The following is a 20396-nucleotide window of genomic DNA, read 5'->3' as shown; positions in this document are numbered from 1 at the left end:
TTCTCAAGTCTTCATGGAACCAAGTCCGCACTTTTGTAAGAAAGTGACAGGGCTCTTGCCTTATTTGCAGCCAGCTATGCCTCTGCATACGCGCTGTAATTCCATTCCCGTATCCTTGGGAGTCGAGTCTTGCCGGTTGCGTTGCAACAAGCGGGCCTTTGCCCCGGGATCCGGACTACTTAGAGACTTTGGAGAACAGAATGACTGATCTGAAACTGGCCGCCCAGCGCGCCCTGAACCTGATGGACCTGACTACCCTGAACGACGATGACACCGATCAGAAAGTGATCGACCTGTGTCACAAGGCCAAGTCTCCGGCTGGTCTGACCGCCGCCGTCTGTATCTATCCCCGTTTCATTCCCATCGCTCGCAAGACCCTGCGTGACATCGGCGCTGCCGACGTGCGCATTGCGACCGTGACCAACTTCCCCCATGGCAACGACGATATCGAGATCGCCGTGGCCGAAACCCGCGCCGCCGTCGCTTACGGTGCCGACGAAGTGGACGTGGTGTTCCCGTACCGCGCCTTCATGGCGGGCAATGAACAGATTGGTTTCGATCTGGTCAAAGCCTGTAAGGAAGCCTGTGGCGCCGATGTGCTGCTGAAAGTGATCATCGAGACCGGCGAGTTGAAGGAAGAGGCGTTGATCCGTCGCGCTTCCGAGATCTGTATCGATGCCGGTGCCGACTTCATCAAGACCTCCACCGGCAAGGTGCCGGTCAATGCGACCCCGGAAGCGGCGCGCATCATGATGGAAGTGATCAAGGCCAAGAACCCGAAAGTGGGCTTCAAGCCTGCCGGTGGCGTAAAAGACGCGGCTGTTGCGGGTCAGTACCTCGCCATGGCCGAAGAGATCCTGGGCAAGGACTGGGTATCCGCCCGAACCTTCCGCTTCGGTGCCTCCAGCCTGCTGGCCAGCCTGCTGGCGACCCTGGGTCACGGCGAAAAGCCGGCCAACACCAGCGGTTACTAAGTTGACCCGAGAGGGCGAGCCCGGCTCGCCCTGTTATGCCCGGCCACATGGCCTGTGGCAGGGCGTCCGGCTTTTGTAACGCCAGTCATGGCGGAGGGAATGAAAGATGTTTTTGCCTCAAGAAATTATTCGCAAGAAGCGCAACGGCGAAGCGCTCAGTACCCAAGAGATTCAATTCTTCGTTCAGGGCATTACCAACAATACCATCGGCGAGGGTCAGATCGCGGCACTGGCGATGGCAGTCTATTTCCAGGATATGACCATGGATGAGCGGGTTGCCCTGACCTGCGCCATGCGCGACTCTGGCATGGTGCTGACCTGGGATCATCTGAACTTGGGCGGCCCCATCGTCGACAAGCACTCCACCGGTGGTGTGGGTGATGTCGTCTCCCTGATGCTTGGCCCCATGGTCGCGGCCTGCGGCGGTTTCGTACCTATGATCTCTGGCCGTGGTCTGGGCCACACCGGCGGTACCCTGGACAAGCTAGATGCCATCCCGGGCTACCAGACCTCGGTCGACAACGACCGTTTCCTGAAGGTGGTGAAAGAGGCGGGGGTGGCCATCATCGGCCAGACCGGCGATCTGGCCCCTGCCGACAAGCGTATCTATGCGGTACGCGACATCACAGCCACCGTCGAATCCATCGCCATGATCACCGGCTCCATCCTCTCCAAGAAGCTCGCCTCCGGGCTGGAAGCGCTGGTGATGGACGTCAAGGTGGGCTCAGGTGCCTTCATGCCGACCTTTGAGGCATCCGAAGAGCTGGCGAAAAGCATCGTCGCCGTGGCCAATGGGGCCGGTTGCCGTACCTCTGCGCTCCTGACCGACATGAACCAGGTATTGGCCTCCAGCGCCGGCAACGCGGTGGAAGTACGCGAGGCGGTGCGCTACCTGACCGGTGAATACCGCAATCCGCGGATCCACGAAGTAACCATGGCCCTGTGTACCGAGATGTTGATCTCTGCCGGGCTTGCCAGCAATGATGTCGATGCCCGCGCCAAGCTGCAGGCAGTGCTGGACAACGGCAAGGCGGCCGAGATCTTCGGCCGCATGGTGACCGGTCTGGGTGGCCCGTCCGACTTCATGGAGCGTTATGACGCTTACCTGCCCAAGGCTGCCATCGTGCGCCCGGTTTACGCAGCCAACGCCGGTTTCGTCACCGCCATGGACACCCGTGAACTGGGCCTGGCTGTGGTCGCCATGGGCGGCGGTCGCCGCGCAGCCGGCGACAAACTCGATTACGCGGTCGGTCTGACCGACTTTATTCGCCTGGGTCAGAGCGTCGATGCAGACAAGCCGCTCGCCCTGATCCACGCTCAAACTGAAGAGCAATTCGCTCAGGCTGCCGGCATGGTGCAGGCAGCCGTCAAGATCGGTGACACCCGACCAGAGGCGCTGCCCGAGGTCTACCGTCGCATCGGTCTGGCTGATTTGTAACAAGGGGAAGTCCCATGAAACGTACCTTTATTCTGATGATGGACTCTTTCGGTATTGGCGCTGCCGCCGATGCCGACAAGTTCGGAGATGTGGGCGCCAACACCCTTGGCCATATCGCCAAAGCCTGTGCCTCCGGCGAGATCGAGGGCCGTGGCCCGCTCAACCTGCCGAACCTCAACAAGCTGGGTCTGGGCCACGCGGGTGAACTCGCTTCCGGCACCTTCCCGGCGGGTCTGAACAAGGACATCGAGGTGGTCGGTGCCTACGGTTTCGCCCAGGAGCTCTCCTCCGGCAAGGACACCCCGTCCGGTCACTGGGAGATCGCCGGTGTGCCCGTGCTGTTCGAGTGGGGCTACTTCAAGGATCACCAGAACAGCTTCCCGCAGGAGCTGCTGGACGCCATTGTCGAGAAGGCCGGTCTGCCCGGGTATCTGGGCAACTGCCACGCCTCCGGCACCCAGGTGCTGGACGACCTGGGCGAAGAGCACATGCGCACCGGCAAGCCGATCCTCTACACCTCTGCCGACTCCGTGTTCCAGATTGCCTGCCACGAAGAGACCTACGGCCTTGAGAAGCTCTATGAGTTGTGCCACATCGTGCGCGAGCTGCTGGAGCCCTACAACATCGGCCGTGTTATCGCCCGTCCGTTCGTGGGCAGTGGCAAGGGGAACTTCAAGCGCACCGGCAACCGTCACGACTACTCGGTGCTGCCGCCGGCACCGACCGTGCTGGACTACATGAAAGAAGCGGGTGGCCAGGTGGTTTCCATCGGCAAGATCGCCGACATCTATGCTCAGCAGGGCATCACCAAGCAGGTGAAGGGCACCGGCCTGACCGAGCTGTGGGATCGCACCCTGGAAGAGGTGAAGGCCGCCGGTGACAACACCATCGTCTTCACCAACTTCGTGGACTTCGACTCCTCCTATGGTCACCGCCGTGACGTGAAGGGCTACGCCGATGCACTGGAGTATTTCGACTCCCGTCTGCCGGAGCTGTTCGAGCTGATGCAGGATGGTGACGTGGTGGTGCTGACCGCTGACCACGGTTGCGATCCGACCTGGAGCGGCACCGACCACACCCGTGAATACATTCCGGTGCTGTGCTACGGCAAGCCGGTCAAGGCTGGCAGCGTCGGCCGTCGCGACACTTTCGCCGACATCGGCCAGAGCATCGCGGCCTACCATGGTCTGCCCAAGCTGGCATACGGTACCAGCTTCCTGTAAGTTACCCGCCCGCCGCCTCGGCGGCGGGCAAACCAATAAAGACAATAAAACTCAACCCAGTGTGAAGGAATCAAGAGAATGGCAACTCCTCATATCAATGCGAAAGATGGTGCGTTTGCAGATACCGTACTGATGCCGGGCGACCCCCTGCGTGCCAAGTACATCGCCGAGACTTTCCTGGAGAACGTCGAGCAGATCTGCGACGTGCGCAACATGTTCGGGTTCACCGGTACCTACAAGGGCCGTCGTATCTCCGTCATGGGTCACGGCATGGGTATCCCGTCCTGCTCCATCTACGCAAAAGAGCTGATCACCGACTACGGTGTGAAAACCCTGATCCGCGTGGGCTCCTGTGGCGCCGTGCGTGAAGATGTGAAACTGCGTGACGTAGTGATCGGTATGGGTGCCTGCACCGATTCCAAGGTGAACCGTCTGCGCTTCAAGGATCACGACTTCGCCGCCATCGCCGACTTCGACTTGGTGGCCAATGCCGTACAGGCCGCCAAGAACAAGGGCGTGGCCGTGCGCGTAGGCAACATCTTCTCCGCCGACCTGTTCTACACCCCGGACCCCTCCATGTTCGACGTCATGGAAAAATACGGCATCCTGGGTGTCGAGATGGAAGCTGCCGGTATCTACGGCGTAGCAGCAGAGTATGGTGCCAAGGCACTGACCATCTGCACCGTCTCCGACCATATCCGTACCGGTGAGCAGACCACTTCCGAAGAGCGTCAGCTGACCTTCAACGACATGATCGAAATCGCGCTGGATTCCGTCCTGCTGGGCGACAAGTAATTCCCTCGCGTATGAAAAAGGCGGCCTTCGGGCCGCCTTTTTGCATTTCTGAAGCAGGGGTTAGAGGTCGAGTACGAAGCGTCCCTTGCCGGCCTGTTTGGCCTGGTACATGGCGGCATCGGCTCGATTCAGCAGATCATCGATCCGGGAGTGCCGACCCGAGCGGCAGAGTGCCCCGCCTATGCTGCCGGCAAGGGAAAGCTGATGGCCCGCGACATCGGCGGGCACGGCCATGGCGGCCAGCAAGCGATCGCACAGGGCGGGCAGCTCCTGTTCGGGATGGTGCAGGGCGGGCAGTACGACGGTGAACTCGTCGCCGGCAAGACGAGCCACCATGTCGCCGGGGCGGACTTCCGATGTCAGCACGCTGGCGAAGCGTTGCAGCAAGGCATCGCCGACGTGATGGCCCAGCCGATCATTGATCTGCTTGAAACCGTCCAGGTCGAGAAACAGCAGACCGAGCGACTCCGCACTGTAATGTACTCGCTCCAGTTCGCGGGCTAGGCGCAGGGTGAAGGCACGCCGGTTCGGCAGCCCGGTGAGGGGATCGTGGGCCGCCTCGTGCTCAAGCTGAGCCTGCAATGCCTTGTACTCGGTGATGTCGGTGCCGAGGATATAGACGCCCTGTTCATCGCTGCGACTCGGGATCATGGTGATGCGCAGATCTCGCTCTCCGATGGGTAGTGTAAAGCGGGACTCGAAGCTGAGTTGCTCGCCGGCCTGTGCGCGCTCGAGATAGGCTTGGGCGCGCTGATAGCTGGTTTCACCCATGCTGTCTCGCAGGCTCGTGCCAAACAGCAAATCGGAAGCCAGCCCGAAGTAGCGACAGTAAGCCTGATTGGCGAACAGATAGCGACCGTTCGGTGCCACCATGCTGATGGTGACAGGCAGGCCGTCGGTGATGGCGCGCAGCCGGGCCCGGCCACGCTCGATTTCGGCCTGCACCCGGCGACGGGCCGTGATGTCGTGCAGAAAAAGGGCCAGGCGAACCTTGTCATCGAAGCGGTAACGCTCGGCAATCACCTCGACCGGGAGACGCCTCCCATCACGGATGTGGATGTCGCACTCCAGACGCCGCGGCTGATCGCCGGAAAGCGGCAGCTGGGTGAACAGGGGATGATTCTCTTCAAGCAGGCGAGCCAGGGGCTGACCCAGCATCTCTTCGGCTTGCCAGCCAAGCAGGGTGGTGGAGGCAGGGTTCCAGCCGGTGATGGTGAGTGCCTCATCGAGCTCGAGAAAGGCATTGCTGGTGTGCTCCAGCATATGCTGCAGGCGCCGCTGCTCTCGCCACAGGCGTTGCTGCACGGCGCAGCGTTCGTTCATTTCCCGATGCAACTGCACCACTGTTTCCGACAGTTCGTGAGTACGTTCGCGCACCTGCTGCTCCAGCCCTTGCTGCAGGGTGAGCAGCTCGGCTTCGGCCTGCTTGCGTTCGCTGAGATCGGCGAACACGGCGATCATATGGGGGGCCACGGTACGGCTCTCGCACAGGGCAACGCTGAGTTGTACCCAGCACAGGGAGCCATCGGCGCGGATCATCCGCTTCTCCAGCCGATAGTCCTGGCGCCTTCCCGCGATCAGCGCTTCAAACAGGGGGAGCTCCCGGACCAGATCTTCGGGATGAGTCATGTCATGCCAGGTGAGCCCGAGCATCGCTTGTTCGCTGTAGCCAAGCAGTCTCTCCAGCCCCGGGTTGGCCCGCAACCACTGTCCCTCAAGGGAGGAGAGGGCCATGCCGACCGAGGACTGGTTGAAGGTGAGAGTGAAGAGGTGTTCCTTGTCTTCCAGTATCTGGTTCAGACTGCGTACCTGATGGCGTCGCTCCAGATCGTGCAGGGTGTTCTCCACCAGGCGCCCGAAGTCGTCCAGATCCTGACATTGGGCCTGGTCGAGTTGGCGGGGGTGCTGGTCGACCAGGCAGAGGGTGCCGAGCACCACGCCGTCGAGGGCCCGCAGCGGACGGCCGGCATAGAAGACTACGTGGGGCGCTTCTGTCACCAGCGGATTGTCGGCGAAGCGCGGGTCACGCCTGGCATCGGGCACCTGCATGATGTCGGGACGCAGGATGGCGTGGCCGCAGAAGGAGTGTTCCCGGCTGATCTCGCACATCTCCACTCCGCTTTTGGAGAGGAACCACTGCCGATCCACATCGGTCAGGGAGACCATGGCAATTGGCAGCGAGAAGTGTCGGGTGATGAGGCGGGTCAAGCGATCCAGTTGATCGATGGGTTCCCGGTCGAGCAGGCCAAGGATGCGCAGTCGCTCCAGTCGACTCTTCTCATCCAGTGGCAGAGGGGGGGCAATCATGCAGCGCTCCTGCTGTTGGTATTGCCATGGTTATATACAAGGTTACCAATAGGGTCTACTCACCTTGCGGTGGATCGACCGGTTTGCTCTTCTTCTTGTGCTTGCGAACCCGCATATAGTTGCGACGCACCCCGTAGGAGAGGAGCAGGCCTGCCAGCAGGGCCACCAACAGCATCAGCCGTTGTTTCTCCTGCGTTACCTTGAGTCGGGTGTCCTTGTCCGCCAGCAACTGCTGCTCTTCCAGGGTGATGCGCAGGTAGCCGAGGGTTTGATCACCATCCAGGATCTCCTGCACGTATTGGGTGCGTCCCTTACCCTGTTCCGGCACCGACTTGTTGTCACTGCCGATGGGCAGCAGGCTCTCCAGTGGCATGGCCTGTTCCGACTGGGCGAGAGGAATGCCGCGGGCATCGTACAGAGTGACATCGAGGATCTCCGGCTCGGCCGCCAGATCCCGGGCCAGCCGCTCCAGTTCGCCGGTTTTATCTTCCTTGAGCCAGCGTTTCATGTCGCGAGCCGCATAGGCCACCAGTGCCTGGGCACGGTTGCGTGCTTCGCTGTGCAGGGCAGCCTGGCTTTCGCCCTGCATATGGATGAGCACGCCCAGCACCCAGCATCCGAGCAAAATACCGGCGCCCAGACTGAGAACACGTTTGATGGGAAGATGACGCTGCAAGCCGAGGCCTCATGATGACTAGGAGTGGCGGGATCTTGGCGCTTGCCTGTACAAAAAGCAATACGCTACTCTGGGCCGGCACTATTAACCCCCAGATCACCAAGGAAGGCGTACCCCCTATGTTGTTGTCCCAGCTCCCCCCATTGTTGTCCGATTGGCCTGCGCTGTTGTCTCACTCTTCCTGCTGGCAGCTGGAAGGCGAGACCTTGCAGCCTGCGAGCGTGCCCTTGTCGGCCGCCTGGCTGGTGCTGTTTGGTAAGGGACTGGGCCCCGCTCATCTGGCCAGGGTGGCAACCTTGCTGGCGGCTAATGGGATGGAGGCCAGCCTCTATCCGCCGGCCGAAGTGGCGGGTGTGCCGCTCATGCTGCTTGGCACGGCACGTTTCAGCCAGGAGCTGGTGATGCAGCTCAAACAGGAAGAGTGGGACATCGATCTCTGTCATCTGCCAGCATTGCCGACCCTGAGCGAACCCGGCTTGCTGGTGATGGACATGGACTCTACCGCCATTCGCATCGAATGCATTGACGAGATAGCCCGGCTGGCCGGTGTCGGGGAACAGGTAGCTGCCGTAACGGCCGCCGCCATGCAGGGCAAGCTGGAGTTTGCCGACAGCCTGCGCAACCGGGTCGCCCTGCTGGCAGGTGCTCCCGTCGCCATTCTCGACGAGGTGGCTGCCGACATGCCCTGGATGCCGGGACTGCAACTGATGGTGGATACCCTGAAGAAGGCTGGTTGGAAGGTGGCGATCGCCTCGGGCGGATTCACCCGTTTTGCCGGCGAGCTACAACGGGCGCTGGGGCTGGATGCCATCTTCGCCAACGAGCTGGCGGTGGAAGGGGAACGGCTGACCGGCCAGGTCAGCGGTCGTATTGTGGATGCCGGCGTCAAGGCGGAGGTGTTGCAGCAGCTGGCGCAGGAGTTTGGTGTGCCCGCATCCCAAACAGTGGCCATCGGCGATGGCGCCAACGATCTCAAGATGATGGGGGTTGCCGGGCTGGGTATTGCCATTCACGCCAAGCCGTTGGTGCGGGTCGAGGCTGCCGCGACCCTCAATCATCACGATCTGGAAGGGGTGATCTGTCTGCTGGGCGCGCTGGCCTGTCGCGATCGTCGCTGGAGTCGCTGATATCCCTTATGTCAGGGCGGTGGTACACCGCTCCCTACGTCATGGAGGACGTAACAGTCACATGGAGCTGATGCAACAATCTCTGTTTATTCCCTGTGGCGAACATCAACTGCATGTTCGCCATATCCAGCCGGGCATCGCCGTGCATGGCGAGCCGATCCTGATGGTGCACGGCGCCATCGAGAATGGCCGGATCTTCTACACCGAATCGGGCAAGGGACTGGCCTGTTTCCTGGCCCGTCACGGCTATCAGGTCTATGTGGCCGATCTGCGGGGCCGTGGCCTGAGTACGCCAGCCATCGCCGAGCAGGCCGGCCATGGCCAGCATGAACTGATCTCCGAGGATTTGCCCGCGTTGCACCGCTGGGTGGCCGAGCGCCATTCAGGCTTCAAGGTGCACTGGGTCGCTCACTCCTGGGGCGGCGTCATCATGGCTTCGACCCTGGTCCGTTTTCCCGAATTGGCCCGGCAGGTGGCCAGTCTGCTGTTTTTCGGCACCAAGCGGGGCGTCTCGGTACAAAATCCGGAGCGCTGGCTGAAAGTGGATCTGATCTGGAACCGGCTGGCCCCCTGGTTGGCCAGGCGCCGCGGTTTTCTGGCGGCGCGTAATCTGAAGATAGGTGCCGATGACGAGCCGCTGCGCTACCTGCAGGAAACCATTCCCTGGGTCAAATGCGGCCCCTGGCTGGATCCCCACGATGGCTTTGCCTATGACGAGGCTGCGGCCCGGGTGAACTGGCCACCGCTCTGGATGATTTCGGCCAAGGCCGACAAGGTGCTGGGACATCCCACCGATGTGCGCCGCTTCAGTGACGAGATGGGGTTGGTGGCGCGTCACACCCGGCTGGGGCGGGACAACGGCAATCGCCTCGACTATGACCATATCAACATGCTGACGGCGCCACAGGCTCAGGAGGATCACTTCCCCCAGATCCTGGCGTGGTTGCAGGACCCGCAGGCGGCTTGATGAAGGCCGGGAATGAAACAATGGCGGGCTTGTGCCCGCCATTGGTTGCTTGCCGATTTGCCTGAGCGATGTCCGGAGTTAACTGGCTCGCCTGTATGAGCGTTTAGTGGCTGGGGGACGCAATGCCAAGGCGGAACAGCGTGGCCCGGGTGGTATCGGTCAGCTCGCCAACGCCGACCACGCTCCACAACTCCTCTTCCAGCTTGCGCGCCTTGTGGATGGCGAACTTGGCGATGTAGTCGAGCTCGTTGGCGATGAAGTTGGTATCGGGGCGTCCGGTACGGGAGATACCGACCAGTACCGAATAGAACTCCCCTCTCTTTAGCGCCAGCTCGATGAAGGCGCGCTTCTCCTGCGCGCTGGCAAAACTGCTGGCCAGCCGGCTGTCAAACACCGGGAGGCCGGTATTGGTCTGCTCGCAGGCGATGTAGACCTCATCTTCCTTCGGTTTGTCTTCCCGCTCTATGGCCCGCAGCGGGTTCATCAGCAACTCCTTGAGCAGCCCCCCCTGAAACAGAGGATAGAGGTTGTCCTGGTCCGGCAATTCAGCACAGGCCTCAAGCAGCTGGTGAAGGCTGCGTGGTTGCAGCGATTTGCCGATTGATGCCGGTTTGGGGGCGCCTTTCAGCTTGTTGATATAGACCGGCGAGTTGAACAGGTGATGGGTATAGATGTTGCGAAGCGCCCGTGCCAGCCCCCGGTAACGCCGCTGCTCCTGCGCTGCCTTGAGCTTGTTCTGGTTGCTCTCTATCAGCAGGCTGAAGAACTGGCGGCCGGTGTGGCGATCCGAGTCACCTTCGATACACAGATGCAGCACGGTGCGGGTCGTGTTGAGGCTGACCAGACGGTAGGAGAGACGCTGCAGATCCATGCTCTTGGAGAGCTCCTGCAGACGGGGCAGCGCTATGGTCACCACATCATTCTTTTCGCCGTCGAAGGCCTCTTCCAGCTCTATCTGCAGGCCGTGGGTCGAGATGTCCCGAGTCCAGCCCAGCCAGGATTTGCCCTTGTGATGGATGGCAACCGCCGTCTTGTGGATGTAGCGCAACTCTTTGCGAAGCTGGACATAGTGCAGGGTTTCGATTTCGAACGGGGCCGCTTTCTGGTCGTGAGCATAGCAGTGCAGCTCGTTGGCATTCTCGTTGAGTGTCTCCTGCGGGCGGAACTCGTCGCGCTGGGACTCCTGGGTAATGTCCTGCAGCAGGCCGACGTAGCCAATCTGTTTGAGCCGCTCGGTCAGCAATATGTCCTGTAGTTGCGGGTTGTCCTGCCCCTGCAGTTGACCGATATCCGCCTCAACCAGGTCGCATGCCTCCAGGGTGAACTTGTAGACCCGCCAGCTGGGCCGCCGTGAGCCCACCTGGAAGAACAGGGATTTCAGGCCGCTTTGCTGCAGCTCCTCGGCGCTCGCCGAGAAGAAGTAGATATGGCTGCGTACCGTATGGGTGAAGGCGTAGATCAGGGTTTCGCTGGTGGAGCCCGACGGGGGACAGAGCTGCTTCATCCGTTCGGCGTAGAACAGACTCGCCAGGGTGTCGCGGTTTTTCTCGTCTCGCCAGTACTCCAGCAGGTGCTGGTTGTTCTCGGTACGCAGGGCGATTTCCAGAGACGGGCTGTCTCCCTTGCCGAAAAACAGCGGCATGCCGGTCATGCGTGGCAGGTAGAACTGCTCATACCCCTTGATGATGGCGGCGGAGAGCAGATAGTCGACACTGACCCGGTAACGTGCCTTGTTGGCTTCGATGAACTCCTCAAGGAAGGTATCGAAGGCGGAGTGTTCACCGGTGCGTACCAGACGCAGCCAGTACTTCCCCTCCTTGCTCTCCTCGCCGAGGATCTGGTAGCTGACGGGCTGGTGCAGGACGGGGTTGGGATTGTCCCGTTCCAGTCCGGTGAAGAAGACCTCCACCTGGGCTCCGGTCAGGTAGTTGGGCAGATAGGGTACGGAGACGCGCATTCCCCCCAGCGACAGATCCGAGCTTTTGGCAAACAACTTTTCACCATCCTGAAACTTGATCAGCAGGGGGGAGCTGAAGTGCATCCGCTCCTGACGGCGGCCGTAATAACTGGCAAAGGAGATGGTGTTGACATCGTATTGCCGGAAAGGGCTTGCGGGAGGGGTGAGCTGGCTGTCTGAGCGGGCATGGTGTTGCCGCAGCCACTGCTGCATGGCTTCATAGACACCCAGGGTATAGATGTCGCGATAGAGATAACACTGGGACTGGAACAAGCCTGCCGCCTCGGCGGGCATGAAGTGGGTGATCCCCTCAAACTCGTGCACCTGGCACTCGTCCCCCAGCTCGTCGCGCATGTCGATGACCCTGCGGCAGGGGGAGCATTTGCGTTTGAGCTCCATTTTGATCAGAAAACGGCTGTTGCTGTTTTCCTCCTGGGTCAGGCGGTTGAAGATCTCTTCGAAATCCTTCTCCCGCAGCAAGGGGACGAGTTGTTCAATCAGATGTTGCTGATGCGCTGAATCCATGTGTTCCTGCCACGGAAATCCATTTTTCCGATTCTGGGTTTGATCTGTGGGTCGCAAACAAGTATATCAAGCAGGAATTCATCCTGTCCCCGAGTTATCAATGGCTAAAAATAAAACTGCTTATGTATGTTCCGAATGTGGTGCCGACTTCACACGCTGGCAAGGCCAATGCAGCGAGTGCAAGGAGTGGAATACCATCACCGAGGTGCGCCTCGGCTCGATGACGCCCGCTGGCAAGAGCGCCCGTTACACCGGTTATGCCGGTGCCATCGGCAGCCAGGTTCAGACATTGGCAGAGATAGCCACCACTGAAATTCCCCGTTTTACCTCAGGTTTCAAGGAGCTGGACCGCGTGCTCGGTGGCGGTGTGGTGCCGGGATCGGCCATTTTGATAGGCGGCAATCCGGGGGCGGGCAAGTCCACCCTGCTGCTGCAGACCATGTGCGGCCTGGCGGAGCGCATGAAGACCCTGTATGTCACCGGGGAGGAGTCTCTGCAGCAAGTGGCCATGCGTGCCAACCGCCTGGGGCTTCCCACCGACAAGCTGCGCATGCTCTCGGAAACCAGCGTCGAGCAAATTTGCCTGATCGCCCAGCAGGAACAGCCCCAGATCATGGTCATCGACTCCATCCAGGTGATGCATGTGGCAGATGTCCAGTCGGCGCCGGGTTCTGTCTCCCAGGTGCGGGAAGCGGCCGCCTTGTTGACCCGCTATGCCAAGCAAAACCACGTGGCCATCTTCATGGTGGGCCATGTCACCAAGGATGGCACCCTGGCGGGCCCCAAGGTGCTGGAACATTGCATCGACTGTTCCGTGCTGCTGGACGGGGGGCACGACTCCCGTTTTCGCACCCTGCGCTCCCACAAGAATCGCTTCGGGGCGGTCAACGAGCTCGGCGTGTTTGCCATGACCGGGCAGGGGATGCGGGAAGTCAGCAACCCTTCCGCCATTTTCCTTAGCCGCGGTGAAGAGCAGGCCCCAGGTTCCATCGTCATGGTGATCTGGGAGGGAACCCGTCCCCTGCTGGTGGAACTGCAGGCGCTGGTGGATTATTCCCAGCTCTCCAACCCGCGCCGGGTGGCGGTGGGGATGGATCACAACCGTCTCGCACTGCTGCTGGCGGTGCTGCATCGCCACGGTGGCTTGCAGATGGCGGATCAGGATGTGTTCATCAACGTGGTTGGGGGCGTCAAGGTCGAAGAGACCAGTGCGGATCTGGCCCTGCTGCTGGCCATGGTTTCCAGTTTCCGCGATCAGGCGCTGCCCAAGGATCTGGTGGTTTTCGGGGAGGTGGGGCTATCCGGCGAAATCCGTCCGGTACCGTCCGGCCAGGAGCGATTGCAGGAGGCAGCCAAACATGGCTTCCGCCGCGCCATCGTGCCCCACGCCAACGCCCCCAAGCATCCCATCGAGGGGATGGAAGTGGTGCCGGTGAAGAAGCTGGCCGATGCGCTGGAAGCCTTGTAACCATATTGAATCACAATAAAAAAGAGCGCTTTGGCGCTCTTTTTTATTGTCGGAACGGCTCTGCCATCAAGGCTGGTTGTGCTCAAGGTGCTCGCTTAGCAGTTGCTCCAGTTCCCGGTGGAGCAGTTCTTCATCACCCACGTTGAGTTCAATCATCCGCTTGAGGTGGGTGGCGCTGTCGATATCGATGTGATGGCAGTAGAAACCCAGCTTCTTGCTGGCAGTATGGGTCAATTCGACTTGCATCTTTATCTCGATGTCGCTGCCACTCAGGACAAAACTTATCTGGTATTCCTTGTTGTCATGCTCTTCCCAGTCATCGGGCCTTATCAGCAGAGCACCCTGCAAGGAGACGTCGACCAGCTGAGTCTGCCACTTCTCTTCCCCTTGAGTTAGTTCAGCCGTGGTCAAATAGAGGATCCGTGCAAAACGGCGGCGCTCAGACATGCTCATCTCCTGTATGCAATTGCTGTAGACGCTGGGTCACTGTTCTGAGTGTAATCGACCTTGACCGCCAGTATCTTGAACTTGCTCCAAAAATGGGCTCAGGCCTGCTGGGCACTCAAAGATTCCACTATATGCAGCGCCTTGACCAGGCGATCCTCCTGCTTGAATCGCTCCTCAAGCACCGGACCCAACTGGTTGAGGTCTTCATCCAGCAGCAGCAACTGCGCTTCGTCGGCTTCACTGTACTTGTCGTTGAACTCGAGGGCGAACTCGGTGCTGGTGCGGATGTGGGGGTAGATGCGTTTGGCCAGCTCCAGGGTCTCTCCGCTGGCCTGTTCGAAGGCGGTGACAACGTGGTGATAAATCTCGAAATGACCTGCACTGACGTAATCGACCAACTTGTCACAGAAGTGCTGCAGTTCTTCTGGTTTGGGCAGGCAGCGTTGCTTGGCGCGCGCCGGGGTGAGGCCGGCCAGCCTCATGTATTCGACCAGCAAGGCTTGCCTTTCATCCAGCCAGTCGTCGATTGCCTTATGTTTGCCTGCCAGCGCCTGTTTGGTCTGTTCCAGTTTCGTCAACATAATCCCTCCATGGGACAAGGCTGGGCGATTGATGGGACTCCCAAGCCGTTTGAGCCGTGACCTCACCTATAACTATGGAAAATCTGTCCGACCGTCAATAGGCTTGCCCGGATATTGTGCATTGGTGAAGAATCAGACGACCCGTGTTGGCAGGGCTAGCAGGTTTCAGGCCTGTCCGCGCTTTTTGGCATGTGTAATGTGACTATTTCCGCAGATCTTGATGAAAACCCCAGCGTTTAACGTCTCCTGGTCGATAAAGCCTTTGCCTGGGCGTTTTTTTTTGCATAGAGTGACCCAGCGCTAAATGCCCGATCATAAAGGAAATGTTATGAACAAAGCTCAACTTGTCGATGCAATTGCCGCCAAAGCAGATCTGAGCAAGGCTCAGGCCAAAGTGGCTCTGGAAGAGATCATCAATGGTATTACCCAGAGCCTGAAAGAAGGTGACGCTGTGCAACTGGTTGGTTTTGGCACCTTCAAGGTCACCCACCGTGCTGGCCGTACCGGTCGCAACCCGCAAACTGGTAAAGAGATCCAGATTGCTGCTGCCAACGTGCCTTCATTTGTGGCTGGCAAGGCTCTGAAAGACGCTGTCAAGTAAGTCCGAAAGTCCAATTCTGTCCAATGCCAGTCAGCTTGCTGACTGGCATTGTTTTTATCTGCCCCCGTGAAATAGCGCCTTCTAGCCGGATCGGCTCACCTTATGGGGGACAGACCCAGCTGATCATGATGAACCCCTCGTCTGAAGGTGCCAGCTGCACAGTAACCTCCCCGAGTTCGGCCAGATCGGCGACATGGGTTCCCCCGCAAGGGATAGTGACCTCTTGCCCATCCAGTGTGCAGTGCCAGTAGCGCGAATCGATGATCGCCTCGCCAGCCCGGCTGCGGCGGATTCTGCCACCAACGGCCAACCACTTGCCCAGCTGCTGGTTGATACTGGCTTCAATATGGGCGAGGTCGGTCAGCAGAGCCTCACCGTTGACTCCCTTCTTGCGCAGGCTCTTGCCGATCCGGTACTGCTCGCGCGAGCCATTGGGCTCGACCCGCGAGGTCTGGATGGCGAGACGGTCGAAATCCGGCTGCTCCAGCGCATCCCGCTCGGTCACCTCCTTGCGCCAGTAAGGCATCAACGCCCGGTTGAGCGCCAGTGCCGCCAGGTGGCAGCCGCTGTGACCCAGGCTCAGGGCGTGACGGGCCTCGGCATCCACTTGCAGCGTCACCTGACTGCCCACCGGTAGCGCACAGTGGCCAGCCAGCGGGTGCACCACCACGAAACGCCACCCTTCCGCGCCCCGCTTGACCGGGATCGCCTGGTCGACGAACAGCTCCCCATCCGGGCTGATGGCCCCCATGCGGCAGGGGCCGACGGCCGCTTCGCCACCCTCCCAGCGCACTGTGCCCACGTCACCCGGCTGATCGGGCCAGAGGTGGCTCTGGGGATGAAAGGGGGTGAGGTCGGTGACCAGCAGGCTGGTGTCGCCGCTCTGGCAGCAGATGACGCTGGCCTGCTCCTGATGGTGGCCCAGCACGAAGCTGGCTCGGGTATGTGACATGGATGGCTCCCGCAGATCGAAGAGGAAGAGAGCCGCCAGCATACGTCAAAGCGCAGACCGGCTCATTAACCTCGGTTAATGAGCCGGTCCGGAGGCAGGATGATGAGTGCTAGATCATGGCGACCAGCAGATAGGCATTGAGCCCTATCACCAGAGCCACAATGAGGCGCCCGAGCGCCTGGGTGACGGGGTGGTTGCGATGCTCGCCCATCAGTGCCCGATCGCCGGTCAGCATCAACAGCGGGATCAGGGCCAGTGCGATACCGAAGCTCAGGATCACCTGGCTCAGTACCAGGATCTCGGTGGTGTTGAGCCCCATGGCGATCACCACGAAGGCGGGGGCCATGGTGATGGCGCGTCGCAGCCAGAGCGGGATGGTAAAGCGTACGAAGCCCTGCATCACCACCTGGCCTGCCAGGGTTCCGACCACGGTGGAGGAGATGCCGGACGCCACCAGTGACAGACCAAACAGGGTCGCAGCAGCTTGTCCCAATAGTGGCGTCAGGGTCTGGTAAGCGGATTCAAGCTCCGCGACCTGTTGGTGGCCAGAGCTGTGGAATGCGGCGGCCGCCATCGCCATCATCGCCAGATTGACGAAGCCGGCGATGGTCATGGCAATGGCCACATCGACCCGGGTGGTGTGCAGCCGCTGGGTGACCGAGCCCCGATCCTGGGTGTGCTGGGTCAACGCCGAGTGCAAATAGATGACGTGGGGCATGACGGTCGCCCCCAGTACGCCGGCTGCCAGATAGACGGCGTCACCGTTGGGCAGCCCGGGGAAGAGAGCGCCTTCCAGCAGGCTCGGCAGATGGGGACGGGAGAACACCAGCTCGACGATGTAAGCGGCCGCCACGAACAGCAGCAGACCGCCGACCACGAATTCCAGCGGCTTCTGGCCGCGAGATTGCAGCATCAGGATGCCCCAGGTGAGCACGGCTGTGATGCAGGCGCCTTCCAGCAGGGTGACCCCGAGCAGCAGCTTGAAGCCGACCGCTGCGCCGATGAATTCGGCCAGATCGGTGGCCATGGCGATAATCTCAGCCTGCACCCAGTAAGCCCAGACTGCCGGCTTGGGCAGCTTGTCGCGAATGTGTTCCGCCAGATTCTTGCCGGTGACGATGCCGAGCTTGGCCGACAGGGTCTGCACCACCATGGCCATCAGATTGGCCCACACTACCACCCACAGCAGTTGATAGCCGAAGGTGGATCCCGCCTGGATATTGGTGGCGAAGTTGCCGGGATCTATGTAGCCGATGGCGGCGATAAAGGCCGGCCCGAGCAGGGTCAGCTTGAATTTGCTGGCCGGAATGGCCGTGGTCAGTGCGGGTTGCATGGCATCAGCCTCCATAAGGATATGGAGAAAGAATAGATCTAAATGATAACCATTATCAATTGATGTTTTGTATCATACCAATAGGGAAAAACATTTGAGGCGGTGAGTTGCAGTGACGGGCGCGATTTCGTACAATATGCCGCCCTAGAAAAGCAGCGACTAAACACCTTTATGTTCCTTGCCTCCGAGGTCTGGCTGCACCTGGGCGGAGGCTGAATTAATCCGTAAGGAGCTAAAATGCGTCATTACGAAATCGTCTTCATGGTTCATCCGGACCAGAGCGAGCAAGTACCCGGCATGATCGAGCGTTACACCGGCGCCATCACCACCTCCGGTGGTACCATTCATCGCCTGGAAGATTGGGGCCGTCGTCAGCTGGCTTACCCGATCGACAAACTGCACAAAGCCCACTACGTTCTGATGAACGTAGAAGCAGAGCAAGCCGTTATCGATGAGCTGGAAACCAGCTTCCGCTTCAACGATGCCGTTATCCGCAACATGATCATGCGCACCAAGCACGCCGTGACCGAAGTTTCTCCGATGGCCAAGGCCAAAGAAGAGCGCTTCTCCCGTCGTGACGACGAGCGCCGCGAAGAAGCTACTGAAGCTGCTTCCGAAGAGTAATTCTGGATCACTGACTAGAGGATAAAGGCCATGGCACGTTATTTCCGTCGTCGTAAGTTCTGCCGCTTCACCGCCGAGAACGTTACCGAGATCGACTACAAAGATATCGTTACTCTGAAAAACTACATCACTGAATCTGGCAAGATCGTACCGAGCCGTATCACCGGTACCCGCGCCAAGTATCAGCGTCAGCTGGCACGCGCCATCAAGCGTGCTCGTTACCTGGCTCTGCTGCCGTACACCGATCTGCACAACAAGTAAGAATCGGTCCGGCGCTTAAGCCTAACTCAACGAAATTTATAGAGGAAAGGTAATGCAAGTTATCCTGCTCGACAAAATCGCCAAACTGGGCGGTCTGGGTGACCAAGTTTCCGTGAAAGCTGGTTATGCCCGTAACTATCTGATCCCGCAAGGCAAAGCTGTTATGGCCACCAAGGCCAACATCGAAGCCTTCGGTGCTCGTCGCGCTGAGCTGGAAGCCAAACTGGCTGCCAACAAAGCTGCTGCCGAAGAGCGCGCTGCCAAGCTGGGTGAACTGGCTGCCGTTGTTATCGCTTCCAAAGCTGGTGACGAAGGTAAACTGTTCGGTTCCATCGGTACCCGTGACGTGGCTGAAGCCATCACTGCTGCCGGCGTAGCCGTTGCCAAGAGCGAAGTCCGCATGGGCAACGTTCTGCGCAACACTGGCGAGTACGAAGTTGCCGTTCAGCTGCACGCTGACGTTAAAGCAACCGTACAGCTTCAGGTTGTTGCCCTGTAATAGCGATTCGCTGTTGCAGAAAAACCCGCGCAAATGCGCGGGTTTTTTATTTTGGGGCCCGGGGGTAGAGTGAAGATCTGTTCCTCTGGAGGAGATCCTTATGGCAGCCTGGGTTGAAGGGCGCGTCATTGAACGCATCGAATGGACACCCACCCTGTTTTCCCTGCGCGTGGCGGCAGAGCTTGCCCCCTACGAGGCAGGGCAATTCACCAAGCTGGCCCTCGAGCAGGGCGAGAGGCGCATCCAGCGAGCCTACTCCTTCGTCAATCCCCCTTCCTCGCCTTATCATGAATTCTATTTTGTCGAGATCCCGAGCGGAGAGTTGACCCCCTCTCTGGGCTCCTTGCAGGTAGGCGATAATTTGCTAGTGCAGTCTCAGGCCACCGGTTTCCTGACTCTGGATGAAGTGCCTGCTGGCCGCGATCTCTGGTTGCTCTCCACCGGGACCGCCATCGGACCCTTTCTCTCCATGCTGGCGGATGGGGAAGCATTCTCCCGTTTCGAGAGTCTGGTGTTGGTGCACGGGGTGAGGAAAGGGGAAGAGCTGAGCTATCAGCCGCTTATCGCCAGTTTTGGCGAGCGTTACGGGGCGCGTTTTCGTTATGTGCCTTTCGTCAGCCGGGAAGAGTGGTCGGGGGCGATGGCCGGGCGGATCCCTACCGCCATTAGTGATGGTCAGCTGCAAGCACGGGTTGGTCTCGATTTTTCACCCGAGTTCAGTCAGGTGCTGATCTGCGGGAATCCCGCGATGGTGAAGGAGACCCAACAGACCCTGCTGGGATTGGGGCTTGCCAAGAACCTGCGGCGCGCGCCAGGCAACATCAGTGCGGAAAACTACTGGTAGGCAACATGAAAACAGGGGCCTTGGGCCCCTGTTTCATAGATGCGATACACAGGTCAGTGCTTCTTGTTGCCTTTGTCTTTGAACTTGTCGTGCCCCTGACCCGGGTTGTTGCCGCTGTGAATGCTGCGGTTGTAGTGATCCCGGTACTTGCCATCCATCTTGTCGCAGTTGAGCTTGATGCGGCTGTCGCCGATGCCGAGATCCAGGCAGTTGTTCTGCCACCAGTCGTACTCCTTGTCATCCCAGTCGACGTTCAGCTTCACATTGTCGGTGGAAATCCGGATGCCATCGCCGTCCTTGGAGTGGGGAGGGGCGGCAAAGGCGACCCCATTAGCCAGCAGCAGGGAGAGCAGCAGGGCACCTTTGTTGAACATGGTTTTATGAGTCATAACGAGAATTCTCCGTTGTTACTGGCCGTTGCCCGAGGTGGTTGGCATCTGGTTGGTGCTGGGTGGATGATTGCGGTGCTCTTCATCATCGAGATCGATTCTGACTCTCCGGCATTCGGAAGGGGCTGTATCGCCCACCCCCAGATCGAGGCAATCGGCTTGTGACCAGCCAAACTGCTGGTCATCCCAGTCCAGATTGAAGGTTAGCTCATCGACGGAGAACGCTGAACCACCCCCGTCCTCGTACTGTGATACGGCCTGTGCTGCACCGGTAACGAGAAAAAGGGACAGTAACAAGGTAGTCGTTCTGTTCATGATGGCCTCGGTTAATTGTCATTGCGGGTCAGTCTATTCCAGCCGGGCTGAACCCGGGCGGAACCGCACCCAATCTCATCATACTATTCAGTG

The 20396-nt window shown here is 59.7% G+C and carries 21 protein-coding genes; 12 read left to right on the top strand and 9 right to left on the bottom strand.

The window, feature by feature from the left end:
* Positions 1-200: 200 nt before the first annotated feature.
* The 4 genes from deoC to deoD all read left to right on the top strand — a co-directional run bounded on the left by deoC (position 201) and on the right by deoD (position 4430).
* Positions 201-974: a deoxyribose-phosphate aldolase gene (gene deoC / locus BN1123_RS05845; RefSeq protein ID WP_042025838.1), complete on the top strand. Its 774-nt coding sequence runs from the start codon at positions 201-203 to the stop codon at positions 972-974.
* A 106-nt stretch (positions 975-1080) separates the two neighbouring features.
* Positions 1081-2412: a thymidine phosphorylase gene (deoA, locus tag BN1123_RS05840; protein WP_026458151.1), complete on the top strand. Its 1332-nt coding sequence runs from the start codon at positions 1081-1083 to the stop codon at positions 2410-2412.
* Between the two features lie 14 nt (positions 2413-2426).
* On the top strand, positions 2427-3635 hold the full coding sequence (locus BN1123_RS05835; protein ID WP_042025837.1) for a phosphopentomutase: 1209 nt from the start codon (positions 2427-2429) through the stop codon (positions 3633-3635).
* Between the two features lie 78 nt (positions 3636-3713).
* Positions 3714-4430 carry a purine-nucleoside phosphorylase gene (gene deoD / locus BN1123_RS05830; RefSeq protein ID WP_005340471.1) on the top strand — a complete coding sequence of 239 codons (717 nt, stop codon included), beginning with the start codon at positions 3714-3716 and terminating at the stop codon, positions 4428-4430.
* Between the two features lie 60 nt (positions 4431-4490).
* On the opposite strand, the gene BN1123_RS05825 is transcribed toward deoD, so the two are convergent.
* Positions 4491-6737: a sensor domain-containing diguanylate cyclase gene (locus BN1123_RS05825; protein ID WP_042025836.1), complete on the bottom strand. Its 2247-nt coding sequence runs from the start codon at positions 6735-6737 to the stop codon at positions 4491-4493.
* 55 nt (positions 6738-6792) lie between these two features.
* On the bottom strand, positions 6793-7413 hold the full coding sequence (locus BN1123_RS05820; RefSeq protein ID WP_042025835.1) for an AhpA/YtjB family protein: 621 nt from the start codon (positions 7411-7413) through the stop codon (positions 6793-6795).
* Positions 7414-7532: 119 nt separating this feature from the next.
* Between BN1123_RS05820 and serB the strand changes: the two genes are divergently transcribed.
* Both serB and BN1123_RS05810 read left to right on the top strand, forming a co-directional pair.
* Positions 7533-8540 (top strand): phosphoserine phosphatase SerB, encoded by a 1008-nt coding sequence (gene serB, locus BN1123_RS05815; RefSeq protein ID WP_042025834.1) that lies wholly within the window; start codon positions 7533-7535, stop codon positions 8538-8540.
* 61 nt (positions 8541-8601) lie between these two features.
* Positions 8602-9507: an alpha/beta fold hydrolase gene (locus BN1123_RS05810; RefSeq protein WP_042025832.1), complete on the top strand. Its 906-nt coding sequence runs from the start codon at positions 8602-8604 to the stop codon at positions 9505-9507.
* Between the two features lie 103 nt (positions 9508-9610).
* On the opposite strand, the gene BN1123_RS05805 is transcribed toward BN1123_RS05810, so the two are convergent.
* The gene (locus tag BN1123_RS05805) at positions 9611-11989 is read right to left on the bottom strand and encodes a PilZ domain-containing protein (protein ID WP_042025831.1); all 2379 of its coding nucleotides are present in this window, start codon (positions 11987-11989) and stop codon (positions 9611-9613) included.
* A gap of 100 nt (positions 11990-12089) precedes the next feature.
* Between BN1123_RS05805 and radA the strand changes: the two genes are divergently transcribed.
* On the top strand, positions 12090-13457 hold the full coding sequence (radA, locus tag BN1123_RS05800) for a DNA repair protein RadA (protein ID WP_042025830.1): 1368 nt from the start codon (positions 12090-12092) through the stop codon (positions 13455-13457).
* A gap of 66 nt (positions 13458-13523) precedes the next feature.
* On the opposite strand, the gene BN1123_RS05795 is transcribed toward radA, so the two are convergent.
* Positions 13524-13904: a PilZ domain-containing protein gene (locus tag BN1123_RS05795; protein WP_026458689.1), complete on the bottom strand. Its 381-nt coding sequence runs from the start codon at positions 13902-13904 to the stop codon at positions 13524-13526.
* A 98-nt stretch (positions 13905-14002) separates the two neighbouring features.
* Complete coding sequence (locus BN1123_RS05790; protein ID WP_042025829.1) at positions 14003-14485, bottom strand: Rsd/AlgQ family anti-sigma factor; 483 nt, start codon at positions 14483-14485, stop codon at positions 14003-14005.
* Positions 14486-14813: 328 nt separating this feature from the next.
* Between BN1123_RS05790 and hupA the strand changes: the two genes are divergently transcribed.
* Entirely contained in the window at positions 14814-15086 is a 273-nt protein-coding gene (gene hupA, locus BN1123_RS05785; protein ID WP_005340484.1) for a nucleoid-associated protein HU-alpha, read from the top strand.
* Positions 15087-15186: 100 nt separating this feature from the next.
* Here the strand turns inward: hupA and BN1123_RS05780 are convergent, their stop codons facing one another.
* A complete protein-coding gene (locus tag BN1123_RS05780; protein ID WP_082037477.1) occupies positions 15187-16080 on the bottom strand; it encodes an alanyl-tRNA editing protein in 894 nt (297 codons plus the stop codon).
* A 67-nt stretch (positions 16081-16147) separates the two neighbouring features.
* Positions 16148-17371, bottom strand: a complete 1224-nt coding sequence (locus BN1123_RS05775) for an Nramp family divalent metal transporter (protein ID WP_042025828.1) — start codon at positions 17369-17371, stop codon at positions 16148-16150.
* A 237-nt stretch (positions 17372-17608) separates the two neighbouring features.
* On the opposite strand from BN1123_RS05775, the gene rpsF reads away from it, so the two are divergent.
* The 4 genes from rpsF to BN1123_RS05755 all read left to right on the top strand — a co-directional run bounded on the left by rpsF (position 17609) and on the right by BN1123_RS05755 (position 19599).
* Positions 17609-17995: a 30S ribosomal protein S6 gene (gene rpsF, locus BN1123_RS05770; protein WP_026456576.1), complete on the top strand. Its 387-nt coding sequence runs from the start codon at positions 17609-17611 to the stop codon at positions 17993-17995.
* 30 nt (positions 17996-18025) lie between these two features.
* Complete coding sequence (rpsR, locus tag BN1123_RS05765) at positions 18026-18256, top strand: 30S ribosomal protein S18 (RefSeq protein WP_005308890.1); 231 nt, start codon at positions 18026-18028, stop codon at positions 18254-18256.
* Positions 18257-18308: 52 nt separating this feature from the next.
* Positions 18309-18755 carry a 50S ribosomal protein L9 gene (gene rplI, locus BN1123_RS05760; RefSeq protein ID WP_026456575.1) on the top strand — a complete coding sequence of 149 codons (447 nt, stop codon included), beginning with the start codon at positions 18309-18311 and terminating at the stop codon, positions 18753-18755.
* A 100-nt stretch (positions 18756-18855) separates the two neighbouring features.
* Positions 18856-19599 (top strand): ferredoxin--NADP reductase, encoded by a 744-nt coding sequence (locus BN1123_RS05755; RefSeq protein WP_042025827.1) that lies wholly within the window; start codon positions 18856-18858, stop codon positions 19597-19599.
* A 53-nt stretch (positions 19600-19652) separates the two neighbouring features.
* Here the strand turns inward: BN1123_RS05755 and BN1123_RS05750 are convergent, their stop codons facing one another.
* Both BN1123_RS05750 and BN1123_RS05745 read right to left on the bottom strand, forming a co-directional pair.
* Positions 19653-19973: a hypothetical protein gene (locus tag BN1123_RS05750; RefSeq protein ID WP_082037480.1), complete on the bottom strand. Its 321-nt coding sequence runs from the start codon at positions 19971-19973 to the stop codon at positions 19653-19655.
* Between the two features lie 33 nt (positions 19974-20006).
* Entirely contained in the window at positions 20007-20303 is a 297-nt protein-coding gene (locus BN1123_RS05745; protein ID WP_082037476.1) for a hypothetical protein, read from the bottom strand.
* Between the last annotated feature and the right edge of the window lie 93 nt (positions 20304-20396).

Origin of the sequence: Aeromonas enteropelogenes (genome assembly GCF_000819845.1) — a bacterium.
Classification (GTDB): Bacteria; Pseudomonadota; Gammaproteobacteria; order Enterobacterales; family Aeromonadaceae; genus Aeromonas; species Aeromonas enteropelogenes.
This window is presented reverse-complemented; position numbering and strand designations above follow the sequence as displayed.